This window comes from Pantoea sp. OVA07A, from assembly GCF_019969975.1.
Taxonomy (GTDB): Bacteria; Pseudomonadota; Gammaproteobacteria; order Enterobacterales; family Enterobacteriaceae; genus Pantoea; species Pantoea agglomerans.
In genome coordinates, this window is the sequence record NZ_JAHXYM010000002.1 from 344,560 (window position 1) to 363,917 (window position 19,358).

17 protein-coding genes are annotated in these 19,358 nt (G+C 58.9%); 9 read left to right on the plus strand and 8 right to left on the minus strand.

Going from position 1 to position 19,358, the window contains the following annotated elements; translation table 11 throughout:
* Window positions 1-401: 401 nt before the first annotated feature.
* Entirely contained in the window at window positions 402-2,141 is a 1,740-nt protein-coding gene (locus LC417_RS10035; protein ID WP_010251720.1) for a penicillin-binding transpeptidase domain-containing protein, read from the minus strand.
* 279 nt (window positions 2,142-2,420) lie between these two features.
* Window positions 2,421-4,694 (minus strand): molybdopterin guanine dinucleotide-containing S/N-oxide reductase, encoded by a 2,274-nt coding sequence (locus LC417_RS10040; protein WP_010251724.1) that lies wholly within the window; start codon window positions 4,692-4,694, stop codon window positions 2,421-2,423.
* Between the two features lie 190 nt (window positions 4,695-4,884).
* On the opposite strand from LC417_RS10040, the gene galR reads away from it, so the two are divergent.
* Window positions 4,885-5,886: an HTH-type transcriptional regulator GalR gene (gene galR / locus LC417_RS10045; protein ID WP_010251726.1), complete on the plus strand. Its 1,002-nt coding sequence runs from the start codon at window positions 4,885-4,887 to the stop codon at window positions 5,884-5,886.
* Window positions 5,887-5,919: 33 nt separating this feature from the next.
* On the opposite strand, the gene LC417_RS10050 is transcribed toward galR, so the two are convergent.
* A complete protein-coding gene (locus tag LC417_RS10050) occupies window positions 5,920-8,298 on the minus strand; it encodes a beta-N-acetylhexosaminidase (protein ID WP_223565800.1) in 2,379 nt (792 codons plus the stop codon).
* 248 nt (window positions 8,299-8,546) lie between these two features.
* Between LC417_RS10050 and nrdD the strand changes: the two genes are divergently transcribed.
* Entirely contained in the window at window positions 8,547-10,685 is a 2,139-nt protein-coding gene (nrdD, locus tag LC417_RS10055) for an anaerobic ribonucleoside-triphosphate reductase (protein ID WP_111534525.1), read from the plus strand.
* Window positions 10,682-11,149 carry an anaerobic ribonucleoside-triphosphate reductase-activating protein gene (gene nrdG, locus LC417_RS10060; RefSeq protein ID WP_033778405.1) on the plus strand — a complete coding sequence of 156 codons (468 nt, stop codon included), beginning with the start codon at window positions 10,682-10,684 and terminating at the stop codon, window positions 11,147-11,149. Before nrdD ends, nrdG begins: the two co-directional genes overlap by 4 nt.
* On the opposite strand, the gene LC417_RS10065 is transcribed toward nrdG, so the two are convergent.
* Window positions 11,141-11,776 (minus strand): NAD(P)H-binding protein, encoded by a 636-nt coding sequence (locus LC417_RS10065; protein ID WP_033759652.1) that lies wholly within the window; start codon window positions 11,774-11,776, stop codon window positions 11,141-11,143. The two genes, nrdG and LC417_RS10065, sit on opposite strands and share 9 nt — an antisense overlap.
* Window positions 11,777-11,921: 145 nt before the next feature.
* Here LC417_RS10065 and LC417_RS10070 point away from each other — a divergent pair, with 145 nt between their 5' ends.
* On the plus strand, window positions 11,922-12,443 hold the full coding sequence (locus LC417_RS10070) for a type 1 glutamine amidotransferase domain-containing protein (RefSeq protein WP_010251739.1): 522 nt from the start codon (window positions 11,922-11,924) through the stop codon (window positions 12,441-12,443).
* Window positions 12,444-12,477: 34 nt separating this feature from the next.
* Here LC417_RS10070 and LC417_RS10075 read toward each other — a convergent pair whose 3' ends face one another.
* Window positions 12,478-12,906 (minus strand): YhbP family protein, encoded by a 429-nt coding sequence (locus tag LC417_RS10075; RefSeq protein WP_029519474.1) that lies wholly within the window; start codon window positions 12,904-12,906, stop codon window positions 12,478-12,480.
* Window positions 12,907-12,981: 75 nt separating this feature from the next.
* Here LC417_RS10075 and LC417_RS10080 point away from each other — a divergent pair, with 75 nt between their 5' ends.
* A complete protein-coding gene (locus tag LC417_RS10080; RefSeq protein ID WP_031292823.1) occupies window positions 12,982-13,275 on the plus strand; it encodes a GIY-YIG nuclease family protein in 294 nt (97 codons plus the stop codon).
* On the opposite strand, the gene LC417_RS10085 is transcribed toward LC417_RS10080, so the two are convergent.
* Together LC417_RS10085 and LC417_RS10090 are read right to left on the minus strand one after the other, a co-directional pair.
* Complete coding sequence (locus tag LC417_RS10085) at window positions 13,259-13,765, minus strand: GNAT family N-acetyltransferase (protein WP_010251747.1); 507 nt, start codon at window positions 13,763-13,765, stop codon at window positions 13,259-13,261. The genes LC417_RS10080 and LC417_RS10085 overlap by 17 nt on opposite strands.
* On the minus strand, window positions 13,759-14,283 hold the full coding sequence (locus LC417_RS10090) for an SCP2 domain-containing protein (protein ID WP_010251750.1): 525 nt from the start codon (window positions 14,281-14,283) through the stop codon (window positions 13,759-13,761). The genes LC417_RS10085 and LC417_RS10090 overlap by 7 nt, the downstream gene beginning before the upstream one ends.
* 204 nt (window positions 14,284-14,487) lie before the next feature.
* Between LC417_RS10090 and LC417_RS10095 the strand changes: the two genes are divergently transcribed.
* From LC417_RS10095 to LC417_RS10105, 3 genes are all read left to right on the plus strand, one after another.
* Window positions 14,488-15,483, plus strand: a complete 996-nt coding sequence (locus LC417_RS10095) for a peptidase U32 family protein (protein WP_010251751.1) — start codon at window positions 14,488-14,490, stop codon at window positions 15,481-15,483.
* A 9-nt stretch (window positions 15,484-15,492) separates the two neighbouring features.
* Window positions 15,493-16,371 (plus strand): U32 family peptidase, encoded by an 879-nt coding sequence (locus LC417_RS10100; RefSeq protein ID WP_033759648.1) that lies wholly within the window; start codon window positions 15,493-15,495, stop codon window positions 16,369-16,371.
* A gap of 120 nt (window positions 16,372-16,491) precedes the next feature.
* A complete protein-coding gene (locus LC417_RS10105; protein WP_010251755.1) occupies window positions 16,492-17,502 on the plus strand; it encodes a luciferase-like monooxygenase in 1,011 nt (336 codons plus the stop codon).
* Here LC417_RS10105 and LC417_RS10110 read toward each other — a convergent pair whose 3' ends face one another.
* Entirely contained in the window at window positions 17,503-18,423 is a 921-nt protein-coding gene (locus LC417_RS10110) for an AraC family transcriptional regulator (RefSeq protein WP_022625283.1), read from the minus strand.
* 174 nt (window positions 18,424-18,597) lie between these two features.
* On the opposite strand from LC417_RS10110, the gene LC417_RS10115 reads away from it, so the two are divergent.
* Window positions 18,598-19,344, plus strand: a complete 747-nt coding sequence (locus LC417_RS10115) for an SDR family NAD(P)-dependent oxidoreductase (protein ID WP_223565801.1) — start codon at window positions 18,598-18,600, stop codon at window positions 19,342-19,344.
* Window positions 19,345-19,358: the final 14 nt, after the last annotated feature.

A 19,358-nucleotide genomic window follows, 5' to 3' on the forward strand; every position in this document is an offset into this window, starting at 1 on the left:
GCAGAAAAAGAAATCCCGGAACGTGCGGAATGCGGCAGTGAGCGGCGGCGGACAAAAAACCGCCAGGCTTCACGGCGGCCATTATCAGTGAAAGGCGACGCGCCTTTCTATTGGCAAACTGTCAGGGTTTCGTTAAGAACGATGTTGATTTAGCGGCGGTTTTTACAGCGATAACGGCAGGCTCAGGCGAGCAGGCAAAAAAAACCCACGCATCTGCGTGGGTCGGTGTAATAACAGGGTCTCACTGCCGAAGCGGTGTTGTTTTCACACCCATCAATACCTCTGGGACTGCTATCCTCGCACTGATTGACCGCGCGGAGACAGCAGGAAAACGCAACCGAATTCGGGGAAGTGCAACGAGGTGTGAATATCCTTCACGCCTCGCTTACACTCTGATTTGTCTAAGATTTATCTGAAGGAGTGGCCGCCGGTTTGGTGTAGATGGCATCCGGTGCAATATTCATGTGTTTCAGTACCGGTCCCATGATATTGCCGAACACCGGCGCAGCAACCGAGCCACCGAAGTGATCGCCCGCCGTCGGATGGTTGATCATCACCACCAGCGCCACTTCAGGATGGCTGGCGGGAGCGAGACCGGCGGTGTAGTTGACGTAGCCGCCATCATACTTGCCGCTGGTGCCCATTTTTTCCGCCGTACCGGTTTTGGTTGCCAGACGGTAGCCCGGCACCGCGGCTTTCAACCCGGTTCCGCCCGGCAGGACGTCACTCTCCAGCATGTGCACCACCTCTTTCACCGTTTCCGGGTTGGCGACCTGGCGTCCCATGACCGGTGGCGTAACGCGGGTGATCGACAGCGGACGGTAAATGCCATAGGAGCCGAGCGTGGCGTATTCGCGGGCAATCTGCAGCGGCGTCACACGCAGGCCATAGCCAAAGGAGAAGGTGGCCCGCTCGATATCTGCCCAGCGGGTGCGGTGCAACGGAAAGTAGCCGACGCTTTCGCCGGTCAGCCCTAAGCCGGTTGGTTTGCCAAGGCCGAACGCATGATAGGTGTTGACCAGCGCTTCGGCGGGCATCGCCAGCGCGAGGTGTGACACGCCGATGTCGCTCGATTTTTGCAGAATGCCGGTCATGGTCAGGCGCGGCCAGTGGCCGACATCGCGGATCAGGTGGCCGTTAACGCTGTAAGGCGTGGTGTCGATCACCGAATCCGGGCGCACCAGGTGGCGCTCCAGCGCTTCCATCACCACTAACGGCTTGACGGTCGATCCCGGTTCATAGCTGTCATTGATGGCAGAGTTACGCATCTGCGCGGGCGTTGCCCCTTCATAGTTGTTGGGGTTGAACGACGGATAGGAGGCCATCGCCAGAATCTCGCCGGTGTCGATTTTCACCAGCACGGCCGCACCCGAGTCCGCCTTGTTGATCAGTACGCCGTCGCGCAGTTTGCTGTAGAGCGTGTACTGGTCATATTTGTCGATGCTGAGCTGTACCGTCGGCGGCTGGGTCGGCGGCTGATAGTTGATCATCGCGATGATATTGCCCGCGGCATCCTGCCGATAGACCTCTTTGCCCGGCTCGCCCTGCAATACTTTATCAAAGCCCTTTTCCAGTCCGTTCAGGCCGACGTTATCCGCCCCGACGATGCCGATCAGCGGCGCAGAGGCCTCGCTCATCGGGTAGAAACGGCTGTCGTCATAGACTTCGCTGATGCCTTTCAGCTTCAGCTCTTTAATATCTTTGGCGATGCCCAGCTCGACTTTACGCCCCAGATAGAGGAAGCGACGTTTCGGGTTGGCGGTGATCTGCGCCGCCAGCTCTTCGGGACGGGTGTTGAGCGCCGCCGCCAGATAGGCCCATTTGGCACTGGTAAAATCGGGGTTGCTCTCCAGCACGCGCTGCGGATCGGCAATCACGTCGCGCGACGGGACGCTGAGCGCCAGCGCTTCACCGTTACGATCCAGCAGCGTGCCGCGACTGGTCGGCAGCGTCACGGTACGCAGCGATCGCTGATCCGCTTCGTGCTCCAGCATCGGCTGATTCAGGAACTGCAGGTCCGCGACGCGCGCCAGCAGCACCACCAGACAGGTCGTGACACCCAGGCAGATCAGTCGGAAACGAAAAGGGTTAAACGGCGCTTTTATCTGGTCTTTTCCCAGTAGTTTTTTAATCCGGGGCATGGCATTCCGCTGCGCAAAATAAAGAGAAAGGGGCTGGTGCCAGCAGTTATAAAGAAAGCGCTGGCCGTATAACAGGAAAACTGTGTATCAGTTCGTTATCGGCAGCCGATTTCTGGCAAAAAAAAACCTGCGCATCTGCGCAGGTTGGTGTAATCAAGAAAATCTATTGATGTTCACCCATCAATACCTCTGGGACCCTGAATGTAGCAAGAGGGATCGATCGGCTGCCATCTCTCAAACGCAACAGTTACCGGCAAAATGTAACCAGCCATGAGATCCTTACGCTATTGTGCAATCCTGATGTTTTTTGATTTCCACCAGGCAGCTCATGGCGTTTGGCCCCTGCGTCAGCGACGAGGTGCCGATGTCGAGCGTCAGCACGTTGGGGTTACCCGCGCGATCGTGCGGCTGCCACGCCTTGCCAAAGCCGGGATCAAACCAGGCGCCGGTGGCGATAATCACCACGCCCTGCGTCACGCCATCGGTGATCCGCACGCCCGCCAGCATCACGCCGCGTGCGTTGCTCACCTCTATCTCGTCGCCCTCCACCAGCCCGCGCGCGGCCGCATCCTGCGGATGCATGTAGAGCGTTTCGTGTCCGGCGGTTTTATTGCCCTGCACCGTTTCTGTCGCATCCAGCTGACTGTGTAACCGGTCGGAAGGCTGAATTGAGATCATGTGCAGCGGATAGTCGCGGCTGACCGGCGAACCAAGCCACTCCTGGGGTTCACGCCATTCCGGATGGCCGGCGAAATCGTCCAGCTGGTAGTCCGCAATGGTCTGGCTGAAGAGTTCGATTTTGCCGCTGGCGGTTTTAATCGGATTGGCCTGCGGATCGGCACGGAAATCATCCATAAACTGATAGGGTTTGCCCCCTTCGGGGATCTCCACAAAGCCGCGCTGCCAGAACTCCTCAAACGACGGGAAATCGATGCCTTTACGCTGATGCGCCGTCGCACACTGCTGATAAAGATGGGCGATCCACTGCATCTCGTTGCGCCCTTCGGTGAAGGTATCGCGGTAGCCGAGGCGCTCCGCCAGGTCAGCAAAAATATCGAAGTCGTTGCGCGCCTGATGCTGCGGTTTAATCGCCTGATGCATCGCCAGCACAAAGCGGTCACGGGAGGAGCCGCCGATGTCATTGCGCTCCAGCGTGGTGGTCGCGGGCAGTACGATGTCCGCCATCTGCGCGGCGGGTGTCCAGACGATATCCTGCACCACGACCGTATCGGGCCGCTGCCAGCCCTCCACCAGCCGGTTGAGCTGCTGGTGATGATGGAAAGGATTGCCGCCCGCCCAGTGCACCATGTGAATGTCGGGATAGTGCAGGGTTTCGCCCTGAAAGCGGTAAGGCTGGCCGGGATTGAGCAGCATATCGCTGATCCGCGCCACCGGAATCGACAGCCCGGAAGGATTGGGGCCGGTGCTCATCATCGGAGCAGGACCTTCCTGGCGCGGGTTGCCGACGCTGTTCATCGAACCGTGACCAAAAGAGAAACCTGCGCCCGGCAGGCCTGGCTGGCCAAGCATCGACGACAGCGCAATCATCATCCAGTAAGGCTGCTCGCCGCGATGGGCGCGCTGAACGGAATAGGAGCAGGTAATAAAGCTGCGCTTGCCGGTGAGCTGCTGCGCCAGCTGCACAATGCGATCGGCCGGGATGCCGGTGATACGGCTGGCCCAGCCGGCGGTTTTCGCCACGCCGTCGGTTTCGCCCAGCAGATAGGCGCGCAGCTGCGGCCAGCCGGTGCAGTGGCTGGCGAGAAACGCTTCGTCAACTGCACCGCGCTGGGTGATCTCATGACCCAGCGCCAGCATCAGCGCCACGTCGGTGTTGGGGCGAATCGGAATCCACTCGGCGTTAACAAATTCCGGGCAGTCATCCCGCATCGGGCTGATGTTGATCACCGGCGTGCCTTTGGCCGCCAGCTGCATCAGCGCCGGTTTCAGGCTGTGCTGCCCTGCGCCCCCCGAGGCGACCTGGGCGTTTTTCAGCGCCAGCCCACCAAAGGCGACAAAAATTTCGGCATGTTCCACCACCTGCGGCCATTCGGTGACGCGCCCGGTCAGCGGCATGTAGGTGCCAATCACATAGGGCAGGAAGAACTGCGCGGCGCCCCAGCTGTAGTTACCCTGCTGATCAACACCGCCGCCGCCCTGAAAGTAGAAGCGACGAATCAGGGTGCGGGCATGGTTAACACGTCCGGCCGATGACCAGCCGTAGGAGCCGTTGAAAATGCCCGATGCGCCATAGCGCTCGCGAATGCGGCGATTCTCCTCCGCCACCAGATCCAGTGCGGTTTCCCAGTCGACGGCAACAAAATCCTCCCGGCCACGCAGCGTACGGTCGCTTTTTTCGCGTGACTTCAGCCACGAGCGCCGCACCATCGGCTGACGAATGCGTTTGTCGGAATAGACCAGTTCAGGAATGGTGTGGATCATCGGTGACGGATCGGCATCGGCGAAGAAAGGTTCGCAGCCAATCAGGCGATCGTTTTCAGTGACGGCGGTAAAGGCGCCCCAGTGCGCCAGATGTGGCACTTTGGTTTTCATCGTTGTTTTTCACGGTAGCCAGGTGGGAGATTGAGCATAGCATGGTGCGACGCCTCAGCAGAAGACGTGCAGCAGTGACCGTTTTTACCCCTTTTTGCGACGACGCTGGCATTCTGTCGGGTTGATGTGTCCGCCCTTTTCCGTAACACTGATGCGATGTGTAAACGTTTTCCCCAAAGCAGGTCAACGCATGGCTACCATAAAGGATGTTGCGCGACTGGCTGGCGTTTCTGTCGCCACAGTCTCCCGTGTAATCAATAATTCTCCCAAAGCCAGCGACAGCTCCCGACAGGCCGTAGGTCAGGCGATGGAGCAGCTTCAGTATCACCCGAACGCCAACGCACGCGCGCTGGCGCAGCAATCGACCGAAACGCTCGGCCTGATTGTCGGTGACGTCTCCGATCCCTTTTTTGGCGCAATGGTTAAAGCCGTGGATGAGGTTGCAGGTGACACCGGTAACTTTTTGCTGATTGGTAACGGTTACCATAATGAGCAAAAAGAGCGGCAGGCGATTGAACAACTGATGCGTCACCGCTGCGCGGCGCTGGTGGTTCACGCCAAGAAAATCCCCGATGCAGAGCTGGAAGTGCTGATGAAGCAGGTGCCTGGCATGGTGCTGCTGAACCGGCTGATAAAAGGCTTTGAAAAGCGCTGTATCGCGCTCGACGATCGCTACGGCGCCTGGCTGGCAACCCGTCATCTGATCCAGCTTGGCCACCAGAATATCGCCTTTATCTGCTCGACCCACACCATCTCCGATGCAGAAGATCGCCTGCAGGGTTACTACGATGCGCTGAAAGAACATGGCCTGCCGTGCAGCGATCGGCTGGTCACCTGGGGCGAACCAGATGAAGTGGGCGGTGAGCAGGCGATGACGGAACTGCTGGGTCGCGGCAAGAATTTCACCGCCGTCGCCTGCTACAACGACTCAATGGCCGCCGGCGCGCTGGCGGTGCTGAGCGATAACGGCGTTCGGGTGCCGGAAGAGATGTCGCTGATCGGCTTCGATGATGTGCTGGTTTCGCGCTATGTGCGACCGCGCCTCACCACCATCCGCTATCCGATTGTCACCATGGCGCAGCAGGCGGCCCAGCTGGCGCTGGCGCTGGCCAACAATCAGCCGCTGCCGGAAGTGACCCACATGTTCAGCCCGACCCTGGTGCGCCGCCACTCGGTCAGCGGCCCGGCCTGAGGACGCTATGGCCGGTTTATCCGGCCGCAGCGTTTACTGAAAGGCGCGCAGCAGCGTCTCCAGCGGCCTGACCAGCGCAATCACCGTTTCATCCTGTACCTCTGCGGCGGCATCCAGTGTCGCACGCATCTCCGCCACTTCACTGGCACCAAACGCCTGATTGCGAACGTAAGCATTAACCAGCGCGAGGCCCATGGCGCTCAGCGCCTCGATCTGCTGCACGCTCTGTGCCAGCGGCTTCAGCGTTGCACTGGCGTTAATGATCGGCAGCACCGCGCTGGTGTTAGCCTGCCAGCGCTGCAGCGGCGCGCGAACCGCAGAGGCGGCAGCCGGATTATTACGATTGGCGATTAACACGGCGACCTGCTGCTCCAGCTGACGTACCGCCTCACTCTCTGCGGGCAGTACGTCTGCCAGCCGGTTCAGGGGTTCATGGTAGTCGTAATGGCCCGCCTGAAACTTGAGATGCTGGCGCGTGTAGTATTGCGCCGGTTCCAGCACCTCAGCCAGTACCCGCAGTGGGGCGATGTCATGCCCACTGGCCAGCCGCATCATCTGCTGCTCCGTCTGCGCGTGTTGCAGCGTTCCGACCGACACGCTGCTCCAGCGATCCATCGCCGCCAGCCGCGAATACATCGAGTCGGTATTGGTGACATCCTGTGCCGACCATAACCGCTCGGCCACCACAAAGGCGCGCGGCCACAATTTGGTATCAATAATCTGGCTGTTGATGTTTTCCGCCCACAGCGCCGCCTCGCCACCCAGCAGATTTTGCTGCACCTGCTCAGGTGTGGGCAGCGCGGGCGCGATGCCCACAGGCGGCTGCGCCAGCCGTTGACCGCTGGTGGGATAACGCACGTTGCCTACCTCTGCATAACCTTTGAGGGCGTTCTGTTGCAGCGTAAACACCGGCTGGAACGGCCCCATCCAGCTATCCACGCTAAACCGCACCTGCCGCGTCGAGAGCCAGTTGATCTGACTGACCATCCGGCGGGCTTTGCCATCGAAGTCGATAAAACCGCGCCAGCCTGGTTCTCCCTGTATCAGCGTAAAGCTGCCCTTCACCGGGCTGCCTTTCAGCCGCGGCATGGTGAATGACCAGCTCTGCGCCTGATCGCCTGGCCGCAGACGATCCTGGCCGTTGAGGCCCTGTGGCGTGACCTCATTGCGGTAGTGATAGCTGGCAGGCTGAGGCTGATCAAGGTAGAAACCGGTGGAGAGGATGCCGCGGTAGTTCTCTTTTGCCAGCGCGCTCAGCGCATCCTGGCCCTGCCACGACTGGATCAGAATGCTGCGCGGCAGATCGGGATGGGCAATCTCATCCCAGCCCACCATCTGACGGTGATGGACTTCCAGGATCTTCTCTACCCGCTGATTGAAATATGCCTGAAGCGCATGGGCATCTTTCAGATCGTGATCGCGCATAAACTGCTGGATAGCAGGCGAGTCGTTCCACTGTGTCGGATCCACCTCATCGCCGCCAATGTGCAGCCAGGGATCGGGGAAGATCGCCGCCATCTCACCCACCAGCGTGTCGATCACCTGATAAACCTGTTCGTTGCTGGGATCGAGCAGCGGTTTAAAGACGCCCCAGCCGCGCTCCATCTGCCAGGGGCCGGGTGCGCTAATCAGCTCTGGCATCGCCACCGCCAGCGCGGAAGCATGTCCCGGCATATCCAGCTCCGGCACCACACGCACCCCGCGATCGGTGGCATATTTCACGATCTCCCGCATCTGCTGCTGACTGTAATAGTTGCCATCGCTGGCTTTCTGCTGCAGCTGGGGATAGTGGCTGGAGGCGAAGCGCCAGCCCTGATCGTCAGTAAGATGCCAGTGAAAGACGTTCATCCGCGCGGCGGCGATGCCGTCGATCTGCCGTTTAAGCGTCTCCACCGGCATAAAGTGACGCGCCGTGTCGATCAGCACGCCGCGCCACGGAAAGCGCGGATGATCGTGGATGGTGACGTAAGGAATGGTTGTCCCCTGTGCGCCGTTTTGTATCAGCTGCAGCAGGGTTTCCATGCCGCGCATCGCGCCGAAACGGCTGGGCGCGGTTAACAGGATGCCGTCGCCATCGACCTGCAACTGATAGCTCTCATCGCTATCAGGCAGCGGCTGCGGATCCACCGCCTTCGCAATGACGATGCGGATAGTCGGTGCTGCCACCGGCTGGGTGGCGGGCAACAGCGGCCAGCCGGTCTGATTACTGATTCGCTCCAGCCAGCGCGCTTCAGCACCCGCCAGATGATCGCCGGCGATTTGCAGCGTCAGCTGCGGCGTCAGGATAAGCGTGCCGCCGCTGGCGGGCTGTTCCACCTGTTGCGGCCAGGGCATCAGCGGCAGCGGACTTGCCAGGGCGATTGGGCTGAGGGCCGGGAGCAGGAGCAGGAGCAAAGAACGGGGTAACCACATTGGCGGGCATCCTTGTAACGTCAACGTTTTGACAGGGCAGAACGTTGATTAAAGTTGCTGCACGCCAATCCGCCAGTGAATCCTGCAGGAAACCTGAACCAGCACCCGATTTTTTACATCAGCCAGAGTTTACTGCGGGTTGAGGCTTCCTTGTTTCAGGTCAAATCAGATCGCAATAATTCTCAGCAATCACTACATGTAGCGAATAGAATCCTTTCGACCCCTATATGTAGTTTATGGAGAGAAAAATGGCGACGGTGGTAATCAAGCGTGATGGATGCCGGACAGGCTTTGATGCGCAGCGTATTGAGCAGGCCGTGGCGGCGGCGGCACGGGCAGCCGAAGTAGAAGACGCGGCCTGGTGCGCGCAGGTCGCTGAGCGCGTAGCATTGCGGCTGGCCGATTGTCCGGAAGTGGATATCCGTGAAATTCAGTGTGCGGTTGAAGAGACGCTGATGGCGGGTCCTTACCCTCAACTGGCCCGCGCCTACATTGAATACCGCCACGATCGCGATGTCGCCCGCGATCGTCAGAGCCAGTTACATCACGCCATTCGCGGACTGGTCGATCAGACCAATGCGGCGCTGCTGAACGAGAATGCCAACAAAGACAGCAAAGTGATCCCGACGCAGCGCGATCTGCTGGCCGGGATCGTGGCAAAACACTACGCACAGCAGCAGATCCTGCCGCGCGATGTGGTGCTGGCGCACGAGCGCGGCGAGATCCACTATCACGATCTCGACTACTCCCCTTTCTTCCCGATGTTCAACTGCATGCTGATCGATCTGAAAGGCATGCTGACCAACGGTTTCAAAATGGGCAATGCTGAAATCGAGCCGCCTAAATCGATCGCCACCGCCACCGCCGTGACGGCGCAGATCATCGCGCAGGTCGCCAGCCATATTTACGGCGGCACCACCATTAACCGTATTGATGAAGTGCTGGCCCCGTTTGTTGAGCAGAGCTATGCCCGGCATCTGGCGATTGCTGAGCAGTGGCAGATCCCGCAGGCCGAGCAGTATGCGCGCCAGCGTACGGAGAAAGAGTGCTACGACGCCTTTCAGTCGCTGGAGTATGAGGTGAATACCCTGCACACCGCCAACGGCCAGACGCCGTTTGTCACCTTTGGTTTTGGTCTGGGGACGGACTGGGCGGCCCGGCTGATTCAGCAGTCAATTCTGCTTAACCGGCTGGCCGGACTGGGTAAAAATCGCAAGACGGCGGTGTTCCCTAAACTGGTGTTCAGCATTCGCGAAGGCGTCAACCGCCGGGCGGGCGACGTTAATTACGATATCAAACAACTGGCGCTGGAGTGCGCCAGCAAGCGGATGTATCCCGACATCCTCAATTACGATCAGGTGGTTAAAGTCACCGGCTCGTTTAAAACCCCAATGGGCTGCCGTAGTTTCCTTGGCGTTTATGAAGAGAACGGCGAGCAGATTCATGAGGGCCGCAACAATATCGGGGTAATCAGCCTGAACCTGCCGCGCATCGCACTGGAAGCGGGCGGGGATGAAGCGCGCTTCTGGACGCTGCTTGATGCGCGACTGCTGCTGGCTAAGCGGGCGCTGATGACGCGGGTGGCGCGGCTGGAGAAGACCAAAGCGCGCGTGGCGCCCATCCTCTATATGGAAGGCGCCTGTGGCGTTCGGCTGAATGCGGATGATGAAGTCGGTCCTATTTTCCGTAATGGCCGCGCGTCGCTGTCGCTGGGCTATATCGGCCTGCATGAAACCCTGAATGCGCTCAGCGGCGGTCATCAGCATCCTTACGATGACGCGGCCCTGCGCGCCAAAGGGGTAGAGATCATTGCTTACATGCGCGATGCCACCGAGCGCTGGAAAGCTGAAACAGGCTATGGGTTCAGCCTTTACAGCACGCCAAGCGAGAATCTGTGCGACCGTTTCTGCCGTCTTGATGCGGCGCAGTTTGGCCTGGTGCCAGGCGTTACCGACAAGGGCTACTACACCAACAGCTTCCATCTTGACGTTGAGAAGAAGGTCAATCCTTACGACAAAATCGACTTTGAAGCGCCCTATCCGCCGCTGGCGAATGGCGGATTCATCTGTTACGGCGAATACCCGAATGTGCAGCACAACCTCAAGGCGCTGGAGGATGTCTGGGATTACAGCTACGACCGCGTGCCCTATTACGGCACCAATACCCCGATTGATGAGTGTTACGAGTGCGGCTTCAACGGCGAGTTCACCTGTACCAGCCGCGGCTTCACCTGTCCCAATTGCGGCAACCACGATCCGGCGCGCGTCTCCGTCACCCGGCGGGTCTGCGGCTATCTGGGCAGCCCGGATGCGCGGCCCTTTAATGCCGGTAAACAGCAGGAAGTGCAGCGTCGGGTGAAGCATCTGTCTGAAGGACCGCTGGGATGATGCACATCCATCGCTACTATGATGTGGATATCGTTAATGGACCCGGCACCCGCTGCACGCTGTTTGTCGCTGGTTGCGAACATCAGTGCCGCGGCTGCTACAACCAGAGCACCTGGCGGCTCGACTCCGGCGTGCCCTTTACGCTTGAGATGGAGGAGCAACTGCTGGCGGATTTGCAGGACACCCGCATTCCACGCCAGGGATTGTCGCTGAGTGGTGGCGATCCGCTGCACCCGCATAACGTGCCGCACATTCGCCGTCTGGTGAAACGGGTGCGACAGACGTGTCCCGGTAAAGATATCTGGCTCTGGACCGGTTACCGGATGCAGGAGCTGAATGCGGCGCAGCGCGCTGTGCTGGTCTATCTCGACGTGCTGATCGATGGCCGTTTTGTCGAAGAGGAGAAGGATGCCACGCTGCAATGGCGCGGCAGCCGTAATCAGATTATCTGGCAGTTACGCTGAGTGGCGCGGGATTTCGCCAGACTCAATGATATTGACGCTCTCACTCCCCGGCGTAAAAGCCTGCTGGTGCAGACAGCGTGCCACGTCGTGCGCGCTGACCGCCCGCCAGTTGCCCGGCAGCAGCGAAAACAGCGGTCCCGCCAGGCTTTCGCCCCGGCGCTTCTGCGCGCGATCCCCAAGCAGCAATGAAGGCCGCACCAGCGTCAGGCGCGGCCAGCCCTGATGGCGCAGCGCATTCTCCATTTCGCCTTTGACGCGATTGTACAAAAACGGCGAGTGACGACTGGCCCCGTGCGCACTGACCACCAGCATCTGCTTCGCCCCCAGACGTAATCCGCTTAACCCGCTGTCCACCACCAGGGTGTAATCAACGTGGATAAAAGCCTGTTTACTGCCCGCCTGCTTACGCGTGGTGCCCAGGCAGCAGAACACCGTGTCCAGCGAACTTTGCAGCGGCCCGAGGACATCGGTGAGATCGGCCTCAACCGGATTCACCACCTTGTTCATCGCGGGCAGTGGCCGACGGGTTGGCGCGATGATCTCATCGACGCGTGGATCCTCAATCAGTAAGCGCAGCAGATGCGACCCGACTAAGCCGGTGGCACCGGTCAGTAATACGCGATTCATCTCAGATTCATCCTTATTTCACTGCTGACTGGTTAAAAGATAGCTGATCTTAACGGGCTGGCTTGCGTTCTCACTCTCAGCGACCAGGCTTATAGCGTTATCCGGAAAGCGCGTCTCGCGCTCCACATGCTGAAGGAGGAAAAAAATGAGCAAGAAAGTGGCGGTTTTAATTACCGATGAATTTGAAGACTCAGAATTTACCTCACCTGCGGAAGTTTACAAACGCGCTGGTTTTGAGGTGGTTACCATTGAGAAACAAGCCGGTAATGTCGTTAAAGGCAAGAAAGGCGAAGCGGAAGTGACCATCGATCGCAGCATTGATGACGTCAGCCCGGCTGAATTTGACGCTCTGCTCCTGCCTGGCGGTCACTCGCCCGATGCCCTGCGCGGCGACGATCGTTTTGTTGCTTTTACCAAAGAGTTTGTCGCCAGCGGCAAGCCAATCTTTGCCATCTGCCACGGGCCACAGCTGCTGATTAGCGCTAACGGCGTGCGCGGTCGCAAGATGACTACCGTTAAAGCCGTTGCCATTGACCTGATCAATGCCGGTGCCGACTTCCATGATAAGGAAGTGGTAGTAGACGACGATAAGCTGGTCACCAGCCGCACCCCGGCCGATTTACCGGCCTTTAATCGTGAATCCCTGCGGATCCTCGAAGCGCTGTAAGCCGCGACGCCCTTTTCTGCTGAAAAGGGCGTTCCTATTTCTCCCGCTGCCAGGCAATTTTCTTGCCGAATCCCAGCGCATTATCCGTCATCTTCACTTCATCCAGCACAATCTCCCACAGCGGTGCCGACACTTTGCGTGAGACCGGAAAACGTTTCTGGTAAGCGGCTCTGGCGATCTGCTCTGTTGTCTCCTCCAGCCGTTTGACATGGCCACGATACTGCACCCCTTTAATCAGCAGCACACTTCTGGGCTGGCCATTGACGGTGCCCGCAACCTGCGGATTCTGCACCATTAACTCACCGTGGCGGGTATCGGGTTCCGTCATGATCCAGAAGGCCATGCGCGTCTCGTCAAAGACGTAGTAGCAGTTAGCGCACCACAGTTGATCGTCGGCGGTACAGCAGAGTGAAAGCACATGCTGCTTTCTCAGATAGCGAACCAGATGGGCGTGATCGGACAAGATAAACTCCTGGCGGTGCACCGGAGAGTGAAGCGCGCTACACTGCCCGGCACCTTTTTTTGGGAAATGATTGCGATGAGTCAGCAGTGGCAACTCTACATCGTCCGTACGGCGAAAGGGAGCCTGTACACCGGTATCACCACGGATGTGGTGCGCCGGGTCGCTCAGCACCAGAGCGGACGCGGCGCCCGCGCGCTGCGCGGCAAAGGGCCGCTGGACCTGGTGTTTCACTGTGACGCGGGCGATCGCGCCAGCGCCTCCAGGCTGGAGTATCAGGTCAAGCAACTGACCCGCCAGCAGAAATTACTGCTGGTGGCGGGCCAGCCCGGCTGTCTGGAGAGCTGGCTGGGTATTACGGCTGGCGATTAAAGGGTTCGGCGTAGTCGATCTGCCCTTCCGCCCCGTCATACGCATTATCGGCCAGACGGTAGACCTGGAACGTTGCCTCTGTACCCGGCCAGCGGCTGCGCAGGCCGTGGCGTGCCGCCGGTTCAAAACCAAAACGGTTGAACAGCGCCGGATCGCCCAGCACCACAACCGCGCTGTAGCCAAATTCATTGAGCGTATCCAGCCCCTCATAGATCAGCTTGCTGGCAATTCCCTGACCGCGCAGCGTCTCATCGACGGCCAGCGGTGCCAGCCCAACCCAGCCGCGATCTTCACCCTGAACGCTGACCGGACTGAATGCGGCATAACCCAGCACCTGTCCCTCGTCATCCGTCGCGACCACGCCTAAGGTCAGCAAGCCATCTTCACGCAGCGCCTGAGTCAGTTCCGCCTCTGCTGAGGTACTGAAGCAGCGTCTGAGCAGCGCGTCGATGCCTGCGGCATCCACGCCAATTTCACTACGAATCAACATGCAGCACCTGCGCGCGCCTGAGCGGCCTTCGCGTCCTGTTTCATGCCGGCGTCGACAAATGCCGCCATCTGCTCAATTGCCGTGCGTAACGCGGTGGGCATAGCCTCGGGTTCAATAGCATCCATTACGTTCTTCACCTCAAGTCCCAGTTCAGTGTCACCTTCAATCACCAGCCGGCGTTGAAAGAACAGCATGTCGGGATCTGCTTTACGTGCTGCCACCAGCAACAGATCATTGGCATTGCCCCGAAACCAGACATCCGCTTCGGACTGTTGCAATACCGCCAGTCGGCCGTCCTGCAGCGTGGTTATCCATTGCAGATTGAGATCGGCAATTTCAATACCCAGCAGGCGACCATCCAGAAAGTCTAACTCACCTTCAGCCAAAGCATGACGAAATTGCCAGTTTAAGAGTTGTTGCAGAAGCAACTTTTTGACCGGGAATGGGGTGAACGCAGCGGGTAACCCTAAGATTTTAGGACCGTTTTTCACACAATGGGCATGTATCCGCTCTAACACTTTCGTCACTCCCTTCAGAAAATTTTACGTATATTGCCATATCCTTTTCTGCGCGCCTCCTCTGAGATCAATAAAAACCGCTGCCATGCAGGTAAAAAAAGCGCCGTCGGGCGGATGAATTTGAATTTCACTGCCCCAAATCAACACGCAGCCCGGACCAGATGCCTAGACTCGACGCCCATCTGCATGTTGAGAGGAATATCTATGGAACTGCTCTGCCCGGCAGGAAACTTACCCGCAGTGCGCACCGCTGTAGAGAATGGCGCTGATGCGGTGTATGTGGGGCTGAAAGATGACACCAATGCCCGTCATTTTGCGGGTCTGAATTTCACCGATAAGAAACTGGCTGAAGCCGCGCGTTATCTTCATCAACATCGCCGCAAACTGCATGTCGCGATCAACACCTTTGCCCATCCGGATGGCATGGGCCGCTGGCAGCGGGCGATTGATGTGGCGGCGCAAAACGGAGCCGACGCGCTGATCCTGGCGGATATCGCCACGCTGGAGTATGCCGCGACGCGCTATCCCCAGGTTGAACGTCATCTTTCTGTACAGGCTTCGGCAACCAATCTGGAGGCGATTCGCTTTTACCATCGCCACTTCAATCTGCAGCGTGTGGTGTTGCCGCGCGTGCTGTCGATTCACCAGGTTAAACAGCTGGCGCGCAGCACGCCGGTGCCGCTGGAGGTGTTCGCCTTTGGCAGCCTGTGCATCATGGCGGAAGGCCGCTGCTACCTCTCTTCCTGGCTGACCGGTGAATCACCTAACAGCGCCGGTGCCTGCTCTCCGGCGAAGTTTGTGCGCTGGCAGCAGACGCCGCAGGGCATGGAGTCACGTCTTAATGAAGTGTTGATCGATCGCTACGCCCCGGACGAAAGCGCGGGTTATCCGACACTTTGCAAAGGACGCTATATGGTTAACGACAAGCGTTATCACGTGCTCGAGGAGCCCACCAGTCTGAACACGCTGGAGCTGCTGCCGGAACTGCTGCGGGCTGGCATCGCCTCGGTGAAAATCGAAGGCCGTCAGCGCAGCCCTGCCTATGTCGCTGACGTGGCGCGCGTCTGGCGTCAGGCAATTGATCGCTGCAAGGCGCAGCCGGAACAGTTTGAAGTCGCACCACAGTGGATGCAGACGCTGGGCGATCTCTCAGAAGGTTCGCAAACCACGCTGGGTGCTTATCACCGTGAATGGCAATAAGGAGTCATGATGCAATATGCCCTTGGGCCGGTGCTCTGGTACTGGCCGACCGATACGCTGGAAGATTTTTACCAGCAGGCTGCCCGCAGTAGCGCGGATATTATCTACCTCGGCGAAGCGGTGTGCAGTAAACGTCGCGCCACGCCCTATGCCCGCTGGATGGCGCTGGCTCGTGAACTCGCGGCCAGCGGCAAACAGGTGGTGCTGAGCACGCTGGCGCTGCTGCAATCGCCCTCTGAGCTGAAAGAGCTGCAGCGTTACGTAGAGAACGGTGAGTTCCTGATTGAAGCCAATGATATCGGCACGGTTAACATGGCCGCTGAGCGTCATCTGCCCTTTGTCGCGGGTCCGACGCTCAATGTTTATAACGCCGACACGCTGCAGCTGCTGGTCAAAGAGGGCATGACGCGCTGGTGTATGCCGGTGGAGATGTCACGTGACTGGCTGCTACAGCTGCTGGAGCAGTGCGAGACGCGGGGTATCCGGCAGCAGTTTGAGGTGGAGGTGCTGGGCTACGGTCATCTGCCGCTGGCGCTCTCAGCGCGCTGCTTCACCGCCCGCTCGGAAAACCGCGCGAAAGATGACTGCGAAACCTGCTGTATCAACTATCCGACAGGCCGGCGCGTCAACTCCCAGGAGGGGCAGCAGGTGTTCGTCCTCAATGGCATTCAGACCATGAGCGGCTACTGCTATAACCTGGGTAACGATCTGGCTGGTATGCACGGCCAGGTCGATTGCATACGGCTCTCGCCGCAGGATGTGACGACGCTGGCAGAGATCGACCGTTTCCGCGCCAATGAAAACGGTCAGGCTCCGCTAATGGTCGCAAAAGGCAGTGATTGTAACGGTTACTGGCGCAAACTGGCGGGCATGACGCTGGCATCCTGAATAAAAGCACATACCGGCTATATTCCTGCTGAGGTTAGCAGTTTTAATATAAGGAATGATGCGTAATACTAAATGGTGCAGGCCTTAACTTAACGCCTGCGCCATACAACGGGAGTAGTCATGTCTGATAAAAAACCTCTTCGCCTGTCCGTGCTGGATCTCGCGCCGATTCCACAGGGCGCGACCGCTCGGGATGCGTTCCATAATTCGCTGGCGCTGGCGCGTCAGGCTGAAAAACTGGGCTATCAACGCTACTGGCTGGCTGAACATCACAACATGACGGGGATTGCCAGCGCAGCCACCTCCGTGCTGATTGGCTATCTGGCGGCGAATACCGAGACTCTGAAGCTGGGCTCCGGCGGCATTATGTTGCCTAACCATGCGCCGCTGGTGATCGCCGAGCAGTTTGGTACGCTGGCCTCTCTCTATCCTGGCCGTATCGATCTCGGCTTAGGTCGCGCGCCAGGTTCTGACCAGCGCACCATGATGGCACTGCGCCGTCATCAGGCCAACATGCACATCGACACGTTCCCCGAGGATGTGGCTGAACTGATTAGCTGGTTCGATGCCGAAGCGGATGCGCAGCCGCCAGTGCAGCCGGTACCCGGTCTGGGCCTGCAGATTCCGGTCTGGCTGCTCGGCTCCAGTCTCTACAGCGCACAGCTTTCAGCGAAAATGGGCCTGCCGTTTGCGTTTGCCTCCCATTTTGCCCCTGACCAACTGTTCCAGGCGCTGCACGTCTACCGTGAAAACTTCCAGCCATCGGCGCGTCTCGACAAGCCTTATGCCATGGTCTGCATTAACGTGATCGCCGCAGACAGTGAGCGTGATGCGCGCTTCCTGTTTACCTCGCAGCAGCAGCAGTTTATCAACCTGCGCCGCGGCAAACCGGGCCCGTTACCGGCACCGGTTGAAAATATGGATAATCTCTGGTCGCCATCAGAACAGTATGGTGTACAGCAGGCGCTCAGCATGTCGCTGGTCGGCGATACGGACAAAGTGCGTCATGGGCTGGCCTCGCTGATGCGTGAAACCCAGGCGGATGAAATTATGGTCAATGGCCAGATTTTTGATTCCGAAGCGCGCCTGCGCTCCTTCGCCATTGCGATGGAAGCGGCTAACAGCCTGTAATCAGTTCTGCGGTGGGCGCAATCTCTCCGGGCTCACCGCCAGCTGACGACTATCCCTGGCCGGAGATTGCCCATACAGGCGGCGATACTCCCGGCTGAACTGTGACGCGCTCTGATACCCCACCCGATAGCCTGCCGTACCGGCATCCAGCTTTTCTACCATCATCAAACGTCGCGCCTCATTCAGCCGCAGTTGTTTCTGGTATTGCATCGGCGTCATAGCCGTCACGGCTTTGAAGTGATGATGCAGCGAAGAGATGCTCATGCCGACACTGCTGGCGAGCCGATCGATCTTCAGCGGCTGATGAAAATTTTCCCGCAGCCAGCGGGCAGCCTGCGCGACCCGGTTGCCCGGCCGCTCAGCCAGCGCCATATTCAGGATGCGCGAACCTTCCGGCCCGGTCAGCAGCCGATAGAAAATCTCCTGCTCAATGAGCGGGGCCAGCGCCTCAATGTCCTCAGGATGGTCAAGCAGGCGTACCAGCCGGATAACCGCATCCACCAGCAAAGGTGAGACCTTATGCACGGTGACGCCGCGTTCACTGTCTGGTGTCACCAGCGGCAGCGTCGGGGGAAACTGTTCGAGGTAGCGCATCAGCCGGGATTCATTGATGGCAATACCAATCCCCAGATTGGGTTTTTCCGGCGTGGCGACGGTGACGCAGGCGCGCACCGGCATATCCAGCGTCACCAGCAGCAGATCGCCCGGACCATAGTGCAGCACCTCATCACCGATATGCAGCGCCTTACCGCCCTGTGCCACCAGGGCAAAACTGGCCCATTGAGCAAAGTGCATTGGCTCAGTCGGTGCTGAAACCCGGCCAAAAAAAAGGCAATCTATGGCGCTTGAATGCCGCCCATCCTCCGGAGCATGACGGGCAATTAACTGCGCCAGCCCCTGCCACTTCTCACTCTCTGTCACTGTGTTCTCCCCTCCCGCTATCTGTGCTGATATTACCTGACGCTGAGCGGAATACCTGGCCCGCTGCGTTACTTTTGCAGGATCGTGCAAGAAGCTTGCAGGATTGCACTACCCGCTTTTCGGCACCAGCGCGCATAGTCTTTCGACGCAATCATTACGGCGGAGAACAACATAATGAAGGCACTGCAGAATAAAATCGCGCTGGTAACAGGCGCCTCAAAAGGCATTGGTGCGGCGATTGCCATCGCTTTTGCCGCGGCTGGCGCCCGCGTCGTGGTCAATTATCGTCAGGATGAAGTGGGAGCGGCTGACGTGGTCAGCGATATCGTCAACCTGGGCAGTGAAGCCGTGGCGGTACAGGCAGATATCTCTCTCCTGCGGGATGTGGAACGGCTCTTCGCCACCACCGCAGAGTGCTTCGGCGCGCCCGACATTGTGGTGAACAATGCGGGCAGTTTTCATCACGGCGAGTTTGCGGCGCTGACGCTGGAGGAGATGCAGCAGCAGATTAACGTTAACCTGCTGGGTACGCTGATGGTCTGTCAGCAGGCGATTCGTCACTTCCCGTCGCACGGCGGTAGCATTATTAATCTCAGCGCCCTGAACAGTAAAAACAGCACGCCAGGTTCCGTGCTCTGGGCAGCAACCAAAGGCGCAGTGGATACCCTGACCCAGGGACTGGCGCGCGAACTGGGCGCAAAGAACATCCGGGTTAACGCCCTGGCACCAGGCATGATTCTGACGGAGGGATTACTGGCCGCGAAGAGGATGAGTCCGCAGCTCAAAGCGCAACTGCTGGCAGCCACGCCGCTGGGACGCTTTGGTCTGCCGGAAGATGTGGCGCAGGTTGCGCTGTTTCTGGCCTCTGAAGAGTCCGCCTGGGTCAGCGGCGAGCGTGTGATGATCAGCGGCGGTGCCTGACAGGCATAAAAAAA

Excerpts from the sequence above, each read along its gene's own strand:
- nrdG (WP_033778405.1), top strand. The coding sequence starts at position 10,682 with ATGATGCACATCCATCGCTACTATGATGTGGATATCGTTAATGGACCC.
- nrdD (WP_111534525.1), top strand. The coding sequence starts at position 8,547 with ATGGCGACGGTGGTAATCAAGCGTGATGGATGCCGGACAGGCTTTGAT.
- LC417_RS10105 (WP_010251755.1), top strand. The coding sequence starts at position 16,492 with ATGTCTGATAAAAAACCTCTTCGCCTGTCCGTGCTGGATCTCGCGCCG.
- LC417_RS10040 (WP_010251724.1), bottom strand. The coding sequence starts at position 4,694 with ATGAAAACCAAAGTGCCACATCTGGCGCACTGGGGCGCCTTTACCGCC.
- LC417_RS10065 (WP_033759652.1), bottom strand. The coding sequence starts at position 11,776 with ATGAATCGCGTATTACTGACCGGTGCCACCGGCTTAGTCGGGTCGCAT.
- LC417_RS10115 (WP_223565801.1), top strand. The coding sequence starts at position 18,598 with ATGAAGGCACTGCAGAATAAAATCGCGCTGGTAACAGGCGCCTCAAAA.
- LC417_RS10035 (WP_010251720.1), bottom strand. The coding sequence starts at position 2,141 with ATGCCCCGGATTAAAAAACTACTGGGAAAAGACCAGATAAAAGCGCCG.
- LC417_RS10070 (WP_010251739.1), top strand. The coding sequence starts at position 11,922 with ATGAGCAAGAAAGTGGCGGTTTTAATTACCGATGAATTTGAAGACTCA.
- LC417_RS10095 (WP_010251751.1), top strand. The coding sequence starts at position 14,488 with ATGGAACTGCTCTGCCCGGCAGGAAACTTACCCGCAGTGCGCACCGCT.
- LC417_RS10100 (WP_033759648.1), top strand. The coding sequence starts at position 15,493 with ATGCAATATGCCCTTGGGCCGGTGCTCTGGTACTGGCCGACCGATACG.
- LC417_RS10080 (WP_031292823.1), top strand. The coding sequence starts at position 12,982 with ATGAGTCAGCAGTGGCAACTCTACATCGTCCGTACGGCGAAAGGGAGC.
- LC417_RS10085 (WP_010251747.1), bottom strand. The coding sequence starts at position 13,765 with ATGTTGATTCGTAGTGAAATTGGCGTGGATGCCGCAGGCATCGACGCG.
- LC417_RS10050 (WP_223565800.1), bottom strand. The coding sequence starts at position 8,298 with ATGTGGTTACCCCGTTCTTTGCTCCTGCTCCTGCTCCCGGCCCTCAGC.
- galR (WP_010251726.1), top strand. The coding sequence starts at position 4,885 with ATGGCTACCATAAAGGATGTTGCGCGACTGGCTGGCGTTTCTGTCGCC.